Genomic DNA, 13673 nt, shown 5'->3' with positions numbered 1-13673 from the left:
TTCGGCAATTTCTCGGGCGACTTGCCCAGTCGATTGCGCGAGGCAAGACACGCAGGCCTCAGTACATTATTGGGACACGGATATACGGTAGCGGCTATTGGCGCAGATCAATGACCCCAAGTTCGTGCCACATCCACTCGAAGCTGTATGTCGCCATGGGGTCCGCGGGTGGGTGCCGGGACGACTGGTTTTCGAGATATTTGAGCCATCCGGCGACCTTCTCACGGCCAGTGGCTGATTTCGCGGCTTGGCGCGGTGTTTTGTTGCCGAGCATGCCGACCGGCTGATCAAGGGTTTCACGATATTGCCGGTCCATGAACTGGTGAACGACCTGCTCGGCAATTTCGGGCGGTATTTCAGACCCGGGCTCTTCCTTTTCGCGTGCCGGCCGCTCGGCCATCATCTGTTCGACCGTGCGGATTTCTGTGAGTGGCGCGCGGACGAGATCCCCGAGAGCCTGTTGGATCAACGTTGTTCCATTTTGCGCGCGTTCGGCCGAGTTGGTCGACAGATGTAGGAACTTTCCCTTTAATTCGATATTTCCCAGCACGCGCGCGCCGTTTTCCATCGTGGTGTCAAAGGACGGTGGACTACGCTTGCGGGCGCCATGCTTTGGCTTTTGCTCAAGCCAGTTCCAGAATTTTGCGTTTTCCTGCGACATGCCGGGAATGGTACTCACCCGTGCGGCAAGATCCTTCTGGGTAACTCCGGAGGCGAGCGGAAACCTGACGTCGTGGAATATGAGCTCATCACCATCGGCGTTCTGCACCGAGGGCAGCCCCATGGCGCGCTCAAGCGCATCGAACAGCCATGAAAGTGTGAACATGGAGGCCGCAGGCTGAAGCTCCTCGTCCTTGATGGCCGGCAGCTTCTTCGCGTTCTTTTTGCCGAACATCTGTCGCAGGCCATCGAACAGCGCATCGGTGGCCTGCGGCGTGAACGGTAAAAGGGCTCCGGCGAACACATTTTTCCCCATGAGAGGCACAATGCGGGCGGCGATCCGGTCCCATTGCTTAAGCGTTTTGGTTGCCGTCCCCTCACTGACGGCGATCGGGTCGCCACCGCGAAGAAGGTCGCGCGCGATGAGCGACTTTCCTAGCTCGATCTCACTGACTTCGTAGAGGCTCATGACGGAAGTGCGCAGCGCCTTCATGTAGGATTTTGCCTGGGCATTTTCCTTCCAGCCGCGACGTTTGAGATACTCGTCAACGATGTTGCCGCCTTCGACTTCGAAGTCCTGGGTCAGGAAATCTTCGAAGGCACAACCCCAGAGTGTCATGGCCCAAACCTCGCCGAGGATTTCGCCAATGTCGTCGAAGTCCATATCGCCGGCATCCAGGACCGGCCCGAAATGGTCGTAAAACACCTCGTCGAAGCATTCGCGCCACTCTTCCCGGGCGAGGAATTTCATCAGACCTTTGAGGTCATGGCTGGTTGGCATGGAAGGTCTCCATATTCTGGCGATGTTCAGCGACGATGCGCGAAACCGTCGGTTCGCTGATGTCGTAAAGTCTCGCCATTTCGGCGCCGCTTTTGCGGCCTTGCAAGACGCTCTCGGCGATTTCCCGACGTTTCTTCGGGTCGAGCTTCTTACGGCGTCCCCCAATTCGTCCTTCGGCACGTGCCTGAGCAAGGCCCGTTGTGGTCCTCTCCCGGATCATGGCGCGTTCGAACTCCGCGAAGGATCCCACCATCTGCATCATCATGCGCCCTGCCGCCGTGGTTGTGTCGATCGCCTCGGTGAGAGACCGGAACCCTGCTCCCGCGTTGGTTATACGATCCATCAGATGCAGGACGTCCTTCAGCGAACGTGACAGGCGATCGAGCTTCCAGACAACGACAGTGTCGCCATCGCGCAGTTGATCGAGCATGCGGTGTAACTCCGGCCGGTCCCAGCGCCCGCCGGACGCCTTTTCTTCAAACATGCGTTTGCAGCCGGCTTCGGACAGTGCACGGGCCTGGGCCTTGTTCGATTGCTCGTCTCCCTTGCTCACGCGGGCGTAGCCGATCAGCATCGAGGTCCTTTCATAAACGACCGTTTGTGCAAGCGCTCTGGCTACACTGGCGAAGCAAGCCGAAAATCCTTTCACAATCCTGTTTCAATATGGCCTCGTAAGGCAAGTAATTTTTGAAAGGATATGGAATGCCGCCGCGATTAGGACAGTATCCTGGCCGTTGACTGAAGCCCCTCAATCTCTCGCCTTTGCCATCGTCCGGCCTGCTGCCACAGCGGCACCAAAGGACGAGAGCGGAACTCATCGAGGAAATCCACCTCATGGATCGCCACAATGCCGCGGGGCGCCAATCGCGCGGCCGCCCGGCGAATCGTGTCGATCGGATCCGGTAGATAGCATAAGACGAAGCGGCCGATGAGGGCGTCGAACTGATTCTCGGCCATGACGGTGTCGACGGCATCGTCGGCCGCCGCATGGAGGAAGCGGACCTGCGCCAGGCCCATTTCCTTTGCCCGTGCCCGCGCAGTGACGAGCGCTTCCTCGCTGCAATCAACGCCCAGTACCGCTCCGGACGGACCGACCAACTCCGCCGCCAGGAGGGACACATCGCCGGGGCCGCAGCCGAGATCGAGCACCCGCATGCCTGGAGCCAACCCGGCTGCGCGAAGCAACCGCTCGGTCATCGGCCGCAGTGCCGCTGCCTGTAGGATCAACCTGTGCATCTCGGGCTCTGAATGTCCCAGAGCGTACTCAGCAAAACGGCTTGAGGAACTCAATGACAATCTCCCGCCGATCATGCGCCAAGCAAGCAGCCTATCATTGATTCGGCTCAGATTTGAATATCATTTCGGATCAGCATGGGTTCTGTGGCGTTGGACGCTGAATGGATGAGGTGATGGTGTCACCGTGACCGCTTGGGTGTTTGAACGTTGTCAGCTGTTTGACAATGTAGGGCATGAAACAATGCGTTGCAGAGTGATCATATTGATCCGCAATGATTTCTTCGGTTGGCATGGCACTTGCTCAGCATTGCCGACCAACTGCGGCGCAAGACGAGGAGAATTTCCATGATCAGCTCACCGAACGTGCGCAATTGAACTCTTCTTCAATTCTGTAGAAGCGGCGGGCGGACTTGCATTCGCCAAGCTTGCGTCGGAGGTCCGCTCACACACATCGGACGTGATCGCAGGCAACGGCAGAAGGGGTTAGGACAAAAGTGAACATTCACATTGCTCGGTACAGGCCCATCAGCGTATCGACCGCAGCCTATGCAAGGATTGCTAAGGGCATGAGTTGCATGCGAAGCACGTGGACCGAGGCTTCAACGCGCCGAAAGGTGGCAACCAACCACCGCCGCACTGTACCTTTACAAGCAAGCCGCACCGAATCCCAAAAATTGCAGTGCCAATGCAGAAACTGACGGATCATGTTGATGCTTCCGCCGGCGATAGTGCGTCCCAGAGCGGAGATCGAAGCGGCCAATGTTGCTCTGGCGAAACGGAACCGGGGACATCGCATGTGACGGCCGGCCGAATGCTCGATGCAATTCGCGATCTGGCTCCTGCCATAATGGCGCGTGCGGCCGATATCGAAGCCAAACGCCGGATGCCATCAGACGTTATCGAGAAGTTACGATCGATCGGAGTGTTCCGCATGTTCGCGCCGCGCAGCCGTGGCGGCTTTGAACTAGATTTACCCTCGGGAATGGAAGTGATCAGCGCTTTGGCTCGGCTCGACGGCTCAGTCGGGTGGACCGCGATGATCGGCAGCGCCTCGGCCATTGTGAGCCCTCGGTTGCCGAGACAGACTTACGATCTGCTGTACCGTGACAAATCGGACGTCATCATAGCTGGCGTCTACTCGCCGGCGGGCACAGCCGAGAGAGTGCCGGGCGGGTGGCGCGTCAACGGCAGCTGGCCGTTCGCCAGCGGTTGCCAAAACGCCGACTGGATGGTGGGTCTTTGTGTCATGTCGGAAGGCGGCAAGCCACTTCGTGGGCTCTCAGGGGATGCCGGGCCACCCTTAGTCCGGTGTGTCGCATTGCCGGCGTCGGCTTGGCTGATCGAAGACACTTGGCATGCCTCCGGCCTAAGGGGTACCGGCAGTCACCACATAGTCCTTGGGAACGTAATGGCGCCGGAGGCCAATTTCTTCGATTTTCCAGATGGCCCAACGTGCGAACCGGGACCGTTGTATCAATCCTGGCGGCATCTTCAGTCGGTACTTCTTGGAGCTGTCTGCGTGGGCATCGCCGAGGGGGCGCTATGGGATCTTGCCGAACTCGCCTGTACCGGCCGACGGCAGCTTCGAGCCCCGGCACCGATGGGCGAGTCGGAGATGGTTCAGTGCGAGTTGGGTCGAATCGAGGCAGATGTACGGGCAGCGCGGTCGGCCATGCAGGTTCAGGCCGACAGCCACTGGCGGCACGCCTTGGCCCACACGCTGAACGGCCAAGCTCTGTACGCTGAGGGCATACAGACGGGAATCTGGACTGCGACAATCTGTGCCCGCGCAGCACATGCCTGCTTTACCTTGGCGGGCGGTGCCGCAGTGTATGAAACCTCGCCTCTGCAACGGCGACTGCGCGATCTGCATGCAGCGGCGCAACACGCGATGGTCCAACAGCGGCACTATGTGGAAGCGGGCCGGTTGCTGCTGGAACGGGTGGTGTCCGAACGCTGAGATCGGACGGGCGGCCATGGATGCGGATCAGACAGCGGCTGCAGGCCTCGTATGTCATTCGGATGAAGAGGCTACAACATCGTCATGATCACCCGTCGGCGACTATTCGAAATGTTCAGCCGCACCACACGCACAGTGGGCCGTAGTGACAACTGAGATGAGGCAAAAAATGCAGAGACTCCAGCTTGCCCCAAACTACGAGATTTCGCGTGTGATTCGTGGCAGCTGGCAGTTAGCGAGCGGTCACGGCACGGCCCGAAGTGACGACCCGATCGCCGACATGGTGGCCTCCGCCGATGCGGGCATCACCAGCTTCGATTGTGCCGACATTTATACTGGCGTCGAAGAACTGATCGGCAACTTCAGAAAGCGCTATCGCGATCTGCGCGGCGAACAGGCCCTGGACCGGATCAAGGTACACACCAAGTTTGTGCCTGAACACGACATGCTGCCGCGAATCAGCAAGCCTTACGTGGAGGCCATGATCGACCAGTCTCTGAAGCGCCTCAACCAGGAGCGGCTCGATCTCGTCCAACTACACTGGTGGGAATACCGCGTGCCTCGCTGGCTGGACGCGGCCTTGTGGCTCGACGAGCTTCGTCGCGCCGGCAAGATTGACAAGATCGGCGGCACCAATTTCGACACCGACCATATGCTCGAGATCGCCAACGCGGGCGTGCCGCTCACCTCCATGCAGGTACAGTATTCGCTGCTCGATAGACGTCCCGCCAGGCGGATGGCTGGAGCGGCGGTCAAGAATGGCGTCTCCCTCCTGTGCTATGGCACCATGGCAGGCGGCTTCCTCGGCGATAGATGGCTCGGAGCGCCGGAGCCGACGGAGCCGCTGGAGAACCGTTCGCTGATCAAATACAAGCGGGTCATCGACGATATCGGCGGCTGGGACCTGTTTCAGGCCCTTTTGACGATGCTGCGCCAGATCGCTGATCGGCAGGGGACCGACATCGCCACTGTAGCCAGCGCTGCGATACTCGAATGGCCGGGTGTGGCAGCCGTCATCATTGGTGCGCGCAACCGCTCGCATCTGATCTCGAACGTCGCCATCTCCGGGCTCGCCCTGACCACTCAAGACCGTGACCTCATCGCCGGGGTGCTGGCGGAAACAAGGCCGCTCGAGGGTGATGTCTATGGGCTGGAGCGCGACCATTGGAACGGCAGCCGCATATTCAACTCGTAGTTTGCTGCGGTAACACCCGGATACCGGATCAAAGCTGGAGATGATTGAATGAGAAAAGCCTTACCTTCTAAGCTAGCTTCCGGCATTTTCGATCATTTGGACGACGACGGTAGCCCCATTGGAAGACAATACGCAGACAGCCTCGAACTGGCGGAAGCCTATGATCGGCTCGGTTTTTATGCTTATCACCTAGCAGAGCACCATTGTTCGCCGCACGGGAGAGGCCCATCGCCGAATCTGTTTTTATCGAGCGTCGCGCAGCGCACCCGTCACCTTCGTCTTGGCCCCCTCGTTATGCTGCTTAGCCTTTGTCATCCGCTGCCAAGAGTAATTGCTCATCCCGAGTGCTTACCGTGCCCCTCTCGAAGACAGGTTGAACAGCGCCTTCGATCTGGGAGAGAAAACCATTGTTGCAGGTTTCACAGCATGGAACGGTGTTTTGGGATCACGTGTTCTCCAGCTCCGCTGCTGGGCGGACCACCGCACGCAAAACACATTCCCTGTGAAATGGTGTCTTCCGACACGGCCCTTGCCGATAGCTCCAGTATTTTCATTTCGCTCCCTTCAATTTGACTGCCGACACTGCGCGTTGGGCTTGAATAGAGAGGGAACCGCTTTTATGGCGGGGACTGTGTAGACACTTTGAACTGGCGCGGACTGAACAATAGGACAGCAGCGGCGAAGAGCGCGTCCAGAAAGCCGGAAAGATCGACAACGCGAAACTAGCTTAGCTAGCCAACAGATAGCCACCCAAAACAATGCCGATCAGCGGAAAGGCGCTTTCTCCACGATCAATAAGTCGGGCAAACCGACGATTGACAAGGATCGCGAGGCACGAGAGCGCCACGGCGTAGATGCTGATCGTCCATGGCGCCTGCCCCAGACCATCGACGATGAAAAAGCCCATGAACGGCACGATCATTGCGCCACAAACGGTTCCGACGAACAGCGCGTAGATTTGAAGGCGAGGCATGGAGACCACATGCGGAGGGAATGAGAGGCGTCTTCTATGGCACGGCGAAATTGGCGCAGCAACCACAAGGTTTGACGCTGCCGAAACCCGCGCGAAGGGGGCATTCGAGGTGCTCGCCATATCGCTCCTGCGGGAGGCATTTCGTTTGCACCCAGCCAGTTCAACGCAGATGACGGGATGAAATCGTTGCTACTTCGCCTGTCACGCTATTGTTGTTTTTCGCGCATAATCTCTCGCCATAGTTGGGGGAGGGACTGCCAATGGAAATCTCTAAATTCGCAGACGAGCAACTTGTCGACCAGATCGCAGCGGGCCGTGAGGCCACGCCACAGGTCGATCCCATGCGGCTGATCGAACAGGTCGTCCACCGAGCGAGGGCCGGGGCAGGGGTGGATTTCGATGTGTTCGAATCCCTCATCGGCGAAAACGACCTCGTCGAAATCAACTATCTCGAACGCGGTCTGTTGGCTGCCAGAGTAGTCTGCAGGATCAACGTTCCGGCGCCGGTCGGTGAGGGCAGCGACTGGGGCTCAGGGTTTCTGATCGGGCCGCGGCTGCTGCTGACCAACAATCATGTCATCGGCTCCGCCGAGGATGCGCTCAAGGCGACAGTAGAGTTCGGCTATGAGCTTGATGCCGAAGGACGCCTCAAGCGCACTACGCGCTTTCGGCTGTCCCCGCAAGACGGGTTTGTGACCAGTCCCAAGGAAGCGCTCGACTACACAATCGTCGCGATTGCCGAAAGCAGCGAAGACGGTGTCACGCCGATCTCGGACTTTGGATTTCTCCGTCTTGACGCCCGGACCGGCAAGACGGAGGTCGGTCAATACGCAACGATCATTCAACACCCGGATGCGAAGACCAAACGGATTTCGCTCCGCGAGAACAAGTTCGTCAAATACGGGGATGATGCGGATCCGGAGCGGGACAATTTTCTTTGGTATTCATCCGATACCGCAAACGGTTCTTCCGGCGCGGCGGTGTTCACGGATGCCTGGCAGGTCGTGTGCCTGCATCACGCCGGCGTTCCTGACCGCCAGATTATCGGCGGCGAGGAACATTGGGCGCTGACCGACAAGACAACCGTGCCGGCCCGTATTGCCATCAATCTACCCCCCGAAAAGGTGCATTGGCTCGCCAATGAGGGCGTGCGGATTTCCAAGCTTGTCGCCGATGTCGAACAGCGCATTGCAGCCCCAGGCTTCGCGCGCTCAGCTCTTGTCGACGATCTCGTCGCTGACGCTACCGGCGTGAAACCTTTTGCCGGAACGACGCCGGGAGAGAGCATCATTGGTCCGCCGCTCGTTGCCGCGCCGGCGCTGCGGCTTGTGGCCACAGAAGCCCGACGCCGCCCGACGCGACACACGCATCCGGCCACATATTTCGATGGACGTGATGGATATCTGCCAAAATTCCTGTCGGTCGAAATTCCGCTGCCGACACTTGGAGCGGACGCCCTGCGGCATGGTTCGCCGGCGAAGGTCACCGGCGCGACTGATGACGTTCTGCGCTATCAGCATTTTTCGGTGGTCTTGAACGCCAACCCCAAACGCAAGTTGGCGTTTTACACTGCCGTAAATATTGACGGTGCGCGCTGGACCAATCTCGAGCGGGGAAATGATGTGTGGTATTACGATCCGCGTGTGCCCGAGGAGCTGCAGAACGGCGACGAGCTCTATGGCGACGAACCCGTTCCCTCGAAGAACTATTTCGACCGTGGCCACCTCGTTCGGCGTCTCGATCCCGTTTGGGGCGACATCCGTGTCGCTAAGCGGGCAAATGACGACACCTTTCAATGGACCAATTGCTCGCCGCAATACTGGGGTTTCAATCAAGGTGCTGATCTATGGCAGGGCCTCGAGAATTTCTTGCTCTACAACACGGACGAGGAGGACGTTCAGGCGTCCGTCTTCTCCGGTCCGTTTTTCCGCTCGGACGATGAAGAGCACCGGGGGATTCTGATTCCTCAGTTTTTCTGGAAAGTCATTGCCGTCACCGACAAGAACAACAAACTCTATACCAGCGCCTACATGGTCAGCCAGCAGGACTATGCGCTCAACATTCCGTTCGAACGCCTTCCCGTCGGTCCAAACAGCACGAAGCCTGGTCAGAATTTCCAGGTGCCTGTGGCCAAGATCATCGAAGATACAGGTATCGTGTTTGCCGACGTCGTGCGAAATGCTGATGTGTATTCTGGGCCGTCAACTGGTCGAACGTTGCGAACCGTGGCGGATATTCAGCATCCGCGACGTTGAGCATTCGGGCCATGAACGCTTACAATTCTCGCTGACTTCGACCACCGCGCGATCGCCGGCGAGAAGCCAATCTCGCGCGGAGGCTTGCAAACGGACGGGTAGACCGGCGATCCACGTAACAGGCAGCGGGAAGCACGCCCAAACAAGTAAAAGGCTCAAGAAAGGGGCACTTGCTTGCTGAGCCCTTGGAAACTGTGCGGCAAGTTCGGCCCCCGACGGCACTCAACCTGGATCGCGCTCTCGCGTGATATTTCCAGCCACTTCTGCCGCCAAGCGGCTTTCATTTAGATACTCGCAGAACGGGAATAGCTTTGCGATCTGTGTAGACTCATGGTAAGTATTAGCGGCTGGTAATACTCCCTATCATCGAGCTTTCCTTCGGAGACACTAGAGCGGTTGAGCGCAACACGTTGTGAGGGCATTCATGCGGGCGCAGATAGACTTTTCCAACACGCCGGAGTTTGCCGACTTTATGGCCGGCCTTCCCGGACTTGAGTCCGCTCAAGAGCTTATCCATGGCATCTATATTTACCCGCATCCTTTTTGGGTTCGTTTAGCCGGGCACGCTGCCCAAGCTGGTATCCCCGACCCTCAATTAGTCTTTGGGTGGTGGTGGTGGAACAGCGACGACTGGGAGGGTCTGTTCGACATGTCGCAGAAGTTCTCGCTCTGGGAACATTACTGCATGGACGTCGGTAAGAAAAAAGATCCGTTCCTTGTGCGTATCTACATCGAGCCAACGACCAATAGGACAATCGGTTTGCGCAGACAAATCCAGAATTATGCAGCGCAACAGCCGTTTTTCGCAAATGTTGAAGAGGAGGAAGTTGGATGGCTCGCAGCCTCAGTCGACGGCGGGCTGGAGGTGAATGCTCCGAACACAGGCACGCTTGGCGGTTTTCTCCAGGATCAGCACGGCGACATTTACGGAGTTACTTGCGGGCATGTCGCAACTGCCGCTGGGGCGGCCTTCGCACTTCCTGACGTTTCAGGTGTGAGTATTTCGAATGCCGGCTCAGTTCTTCACAGCAACTTCTCAACCTTCCAACTTAGTCCGAAGGGCAGTGTCTGCAATCAGTACACGGCGCCCGCCCATCCAGAGGTAGACTTGGCTCTGTTGAAGCTGGACCCGGCGCATGTTGGTACCGCGCAAATTGCCAAACACGGGACGGTCGTCGACATGTACGATCGTACGGTCCTGGGCTCTGGTTCCCAGATCAGCATGCGCGGCACAGTGTCAGGCAGGAACGACTACATCATCGGCGGATACGGCGTCACCAGTCGATTGAAGGACAAGGGGACCGGCAATTCTTATTGTTTTTCGCACTTGTTTGATTTTGCCGCCCCACGATCCCTCAAAGGCGGAAGGGTCAGCCAAGTGATTGCTGCTCGGCCACTGAGTGGTGATTCCGGCGCTTTTGTTTGTGATTCATTGTCCTCGGGAGATCTGGCGCTCTTCGGCATGTTGATTGCGACAAGGGGCGCAACCGGAGTGGCGTGTTTTGCAGACTCGATAACAAATTGGGCGAGCCACAATCATCAGCTGACATTGACCCATCTTTGAATGCAGGCGGGAGGTAGGTATGGCACCGTTTAGGGCAAGACTAGGAAGATTGTTTCAGAATATCAGGGGCGGCTCCGGCGACACGGGGCTTGCGAGTGGGAATAAACTTGCCAAGCAGGGAGATATTTTCTTCTTGATTATATTGGTGCTCGTCGTTCTTGGTTCGATCGCACTCTTGGTATGGGTCCCGGGCGCCATTGTGCAATACATTCTTGCCGGGCTTTGGGGTCTCACTGTCGGGGGCGCGCTTCTGCTCTTTCTGCCAGCAAAGCTTCTGATCACAGTGATTGGCGGTCTTCTCGGGGTCGGGGCCTCGGATTTCGTCGGTCTGGCGCAGGTGGTCGAGAAAATGTCAACCACAGTCGCGGCAGTCGCGAAGACGATTAATTCATCCGGACCTGTCCAATTTCAGCAACAGCCAATCTGGCTTTTCTTGATTCTTGTTGCCCTCTGTTGCCTGCCGGCTTACCGAACCGAGCGATAAGCCCGAGTCAATGGGGTTCATGTCGTTTGGCACTTAAACGTGAGAATGCGGCCGTTTCTCTCTAGATTGGCAGTTTATTTGAGATTCCGTGGGCCGAGAATTGATTAAGTGCAACTGTGAAGACGTCCGCGACTGACAGGCGCAGTCCATTATCTCTTCTATAGCGTTGCCGAATCGGGCTTTGGTTTCACCCATCATATGCCCACGCAGCATGTAAAGCCTCGTAGGCACGCCTCATCCCAAAGCGCTTCGTCAACCTCGTTGGGAAAACGATCGTTCACAGCAGAAACACCGTCGATTTCGTCGACGATTGAATCTCACATTAAGTGCCAAAGTCCAACACCAAATCTCAAATTAAGTGCCAAGTCTCAAATTAAGTGCCAGGCTATCTTGTTGAAATTGTTGTGGGCGGAGTCTTACGGTTAAATGCAAAACGACATCCCCCTTCCATCGCACCGCCGATTTCGCCAGCCGTCTTGCCCAATGCGAAGGCTGCGCGCGACGGTCGCTGAGCTCAGGCAAGGGCCAGTTCCGTCGTGATGTGCGGCGTGTCGTTGGCCTCCAGGAACGCGGCGAAATTGATCAATCCCCGTTCAGTCTCTCGCAGCTTGAACCCCAGCCCTCGCCGCATCTCGATCTAGTCTGAACAGCCTGTTGGAGTGTGCTCATTGGGCTTCTCCCGGCCATGGCAAAGCCAATGTTCGCAACGCGTCGAGGTCGACCTTGGCGTAAACCGCCGTTGTCTGCACATGACGGTGTCCCAGAACTTCGCCGATCTCACCAAGCGACGCGCCGCCACGTAGCATCGCTGAGGCAAGCCCATGTCGGAAATGGTGCGTTCCCTTTGTGGGAGAATCGATGCCGGCCCTCTTGAGTGAGCGTCGGATGACCGGCTCGAGTCCACTCGGCCCCTTGAAACCTCGGATCGGGGCCTTGTCGTGCAAAAAGACGAGACGACTGGCATTGCCTGGGCGCGACTTTCGCAGGTAGTCGGCAATCGCCTCGCCAACATCCGCGGGCAACGAAATGTCGTTGCGTTGACCGGCCTGCCTCGCACATGGATCTGTCCGGCTACCTAATCGATATCGTCGAGTTCGAGCGAAACCACCTCACTCGATCGTAATCCCAATCGCGCCAACGCGAGGATCATCGCATAGTCACGGCATCCGACTGGTGTATCGCGATCAATGCTGGCGAGTAAACGAGTTACCTCGTCGCGACCGATCGCACGAAGAATAGACGAGAGCGACGAGTTGGCCACGATCGGGACTGCTACGATCAAAGCTGAGGTGATGTCACCGCGATAACGCGCATAGGAGAGAAACGACCGCAGTGCGGTGGTCATGATTTTGGCGCGGCGCATGTTGAGACGCGAAACCCACTTTTGCACGAAATCGGTCACGTCGACGGCACGCAATTGTGCGAGATCTCACCATCGCCGAAGCGGAAGCTGAGAAAATACCGGACAACTGGCCGGTAATTTACGACCGCGACCTTTCCCGAGCTGGATTGCTGGAAGGGCTACGAATTATGGGGCCGGAACAAGAACTGCTCGAAATTGTACGCGGCCTTTATCAACAAAAGACAGCAACATCCTAAGCCATCGGCAATGCTGCTCATCCTCGAACGCCACGATCATGTCTTCGACTGTCAGAATGTTGGAAAGCGTTGCCAGCATCGTTTCAGCATCCTGTACTGGGGCCGGGATGCAGATCGCATTTGAAAAGCCGTATCTCGTCGGCTATGCATAGAAAATTATGAAAGAGCCCGAACAGACAGACCCCGACCAGATCGAAACCGCTTTTCGCAACGGTACGGTCACGGCTGTCAGTATTGTTCTCGCCTTTTCGCTGGGCTTTGTCACCCAGTGGGCGGCGAATCCGGTACCTTGGCGGCTGCCCGACCTCGTTGCGGTGATCCCGCTTCTTCTTGGCATCGGCCTGCAGATTAAGGCTATTTCCGACCTCCTTGACCCCAAATGTCTGCAGCGACGTATATTTGAACGCGCCAACCGTATTTTCATGACGGGGCTCCTATTGGCCGCGGGTGGAGTCGCGACGGCGATATTGCTCGATGTTTTTCACATCACATCATCACCGCTTCGCGGGTGATGCTCAATATCTCGATGTCGCAATGCGAAAACGATTTACACTGCCGTAGACCTACTCAACCAAGGCCACCCGGCCTCCCAGGGCTTCATGCTCACAACGAAAATAAGTTGTCATGGATCCACGTTGATGATGGACAGGAGCGCCATATAAGCAGCTGTTTCATGCTCGGATCTCTCCGCCCGCCCGTCACCTCTGATCGATCAAAGCCTCTCCGATGCCGTCAACGAGGCACACGCCTCAAAGCCCGCGCCCTCCCGCGCGAGCGGGTTCGTTCGATGGGCCGAAGGGGTCAACTTCAGCTTGAGAGGAGCATCCGATGACCGCCGTCCCTTCGAATCCATCCGGCAGAGCGCTTCGTGGACGCATGATCGAAGACATGTCCATGCGCGGCTTCACCGAGGCCACGCGCCGTGACTAGATCCGTTGCGTGAAGGCGCTTGCCGCCTTCATCGGC

At 57.5% G+C, this 13673-nt stretch carries 13 protein-coding genes and 2 pseudogenes; 8 read left to right on the top strand and 7 right to left on the bottom strand.

The annotated features are described in order from the left end of the window. Positions 1 to 94: 94 nt before the first annotated feature. The 3 genes from OLZ32_RS20790 to OLZ32_RS20780 all read right to left on the bottom strand — a co-directional run bounded on the left by OLZ32_RS20790 (position 95) and on the right by OLZ32_RS20780 (position 2638). The gene (locus OLZ32_RS20790) at positions 95 to 1441 is read right to left on the bottom strand and encodes a hypothetical protein (protein WP_264396512.1); all 1347 of its coding nucleotides are present in this window, start codon (positions 1439 to 1441) and stop codon (positions 95 to 97) included. Further along, entirely contained in the window at positions 1425 to 2015 is a 591-nt protein-coding gene (locus OLZ32_RS20785) for a recombinase family protein (protein ID WP_264396511.1), read from the bottom strand. The genes OLZ32_RS20790 and OLZ32_RS20785 overlap by 17 nt, the downstream gene beginning before the upstream one ends. A 140-nt stretch (positions 2016 to 2155) precedes the next feature. Continuing rightward, complete coding sequence (locus OLZ32_RS20780; protein WP_264396510.1) at positions 2156 to 2638, bottom strand: class I SAM-dependent methyltransferase; 483 nt, start codon at positions 2636 to 2638, stop codon at positions 2156 to 2158. 850 nt (positions 2639 to 3488) lie between these two features. Here OLZ32_RS20780 and OLZ32_RS20775 point away from each other — a divergent pair. The 3 genes and pseudogenes from OLZ32_RS20775 to OLZ32_RS20765 form a co-directional block, all read left to right on the top strand. Next, positions 3489 to 4637, top strand: coding sequence for an acyl-CoA dehydrogenase family protein (locus OLZ32_RS20775; protein ID WP_264396509.1), 1149 nt, complete (start codon positions 3489 to 3491; stop codon positions 4635 to 4637). 169 nt (positions 4638 to 4806) lie between these two features. Beyond that, entirely contained in the window at positions 4807 to 5832 is a 1026-nt protein-coding gene (locus OLZ32_RS20770; protein ID WP_264396508.1) for an aldo/keto reductase, read from the top strand. Between the two features lie 48 nt (positions 5833 to 5880). Then, positions 5881 to 6153 (top strand): annotated as a pseudogene (locus tag OLZ32_RS20765) (LLM class flavin-dependent oxidoreductase); the annotation flags it as partial. A 406-nt stretch (positions 6154 to 6559) separates the two neighbouring features. Here the strand turns inward: OLZ32_RS20765 and OLZ32_RS20760 are convergent. Next, positions 6560 to 6805 carry a hypothetical protein gene (locus OLZ32_RS20760; protein WP_264396507.1) on the bottom strand — a complete coding sequence of 82 codons (246 nt, stop codon included), beginning with the start codon at positions 6803 to 6805 and terminating at the stop codon, positions 6560 to 6562. A gap of 260 nt (positions 6806 to 7065) precedes the next feature. Between OLZ32_RS20760 and OLZ32_RS20755 the strand changes: the two genes are divergently transcribed. The 3 genes from OLZ32_RS20755 to OLZ32_RS20745 all read left to right on the top strand — a co-directional run bounded on the left by OLZ32_RS20755 (position 7066) and on the right by OLZ32_RS20745 (position 11108). After that, positions 7066 to 9060 (top strand): DNA/RNA non-specific endonuclease, encoded by a 1995-nt coding sequence (locus tag OLZ32_RS20755; RefSeq protein ID WP_264396506.1) that lies wholly within the window; start codon positions 7066 to 7068, stop codon positions 9058 to 9060. 424 nt (positions 9061 to 9484) lie between these two features. Then, positions 9485 to 10624, top strand: a complete 1140-nt coding sequence (locus tag OLZ32_RS20750) for a hypothetical protein (RefSeq protein WP_264396505.1) — start codon at positions 9485 to 9487, stop codon at positions 10622 to 10624. A gap of 19 nt (positions 10625 to 10643) precedes the next feature. Further along, positions 10644 to 11108: a hypothetical protein gene (locus tag OLZ32_RS20745; protein ID WP_264396504.1), complete on the top strand. Its 465-nt coding sequence runs from the start codon at positions 10644 to 10646 to the stop codon at positions 11106 to 11108. A 665-nt stretch (positions 11109 to 11773) separates the two neighbouring features. On the opposite strand, the gene OLZ32_RS20740 is transcribed toward OLZ32_RS20745, so the two are convergent. Next, a complete protein-coding gene (locus tag OLZ32_RS20740; RefSeq protein ID WP_264396503.1) occupies positions 11774 to 12130 on the bottom strand; it encodes a tyrosine-type recombinase/integrase in 357 nt (118 codons plus the stop codon). A 53-nt stretch (positions 12131 to 12183) separates the two neighbouring features. Then, a complete protein-coding gene (locus tag OLZ32_RS20735; protein ID WP_264396502.1) occupies positions 12184 to 12525 on the bottom strand; it encodes a site-specific integrase in 342 nt (113 codons plus the stop codon). A 2-nt stretch (positions 12526 to 12527) separates the two neighbouring features. Here OLZ32_RS20735 and OLZ32_RS20730 point away from each other — a divergent pair, with 2 nt between their 5' ends. Then, positions 12528 to 12707, top strand: coding sequence for a hypothetical protein (locus OLZ32_RS20730; protein ID WP_264396772.1), 180 nt, complete (start codon positions 12528 to 12530; stop codon positions 12705 to 12707). On the opposite strand, the pseudogene OLZ32_RS20725 reads toward OLZ32_RS20730, so the two are convergent. Then, positions 12670 to 12786, bottom strand: a pseudogene (locus tag OLZ32_RS20725) (IS1595 family transposase); the annotation flags it as partial. The gene OLZ32_RS20730 and the pseudogene OLZ32_RS20725 overlap by 38 nt on opposite strands. A gap of 79 nt (positions 12787 to 12865) precedes the next feature. On the opposite strand from OLZ32_RS20725, the gene OLZ32_RS20720 reads away from it, so the two are divergent. Next, the gene (locus tag OLZ32_RS20720; protein ID WP_264396501.1) at positions 12866 to 13219 is read left to right on the top strand and encodes a hypothetical protein; all 354 of its coding nucleotides are present in this window, start codon (positions 12866 to 12868) and stop codon (positions 13217 to 13219) included. Positions 13220 to 13673: the final 454 nt, after the last annotated feature.

Source organism: Rhizobium acaciae, assembly GCF_025941625.1.
GTDB classification, from domain to species: Bacteria; Pseudomonadota; Alphaproteobacteria; order Rhizobiales; family Rhizobiaceae; genus Rhizobium; species Rhizobium acaciae.
This window is presented reverse-complemented; position numbering and strand designations above follow the sequence as displayed.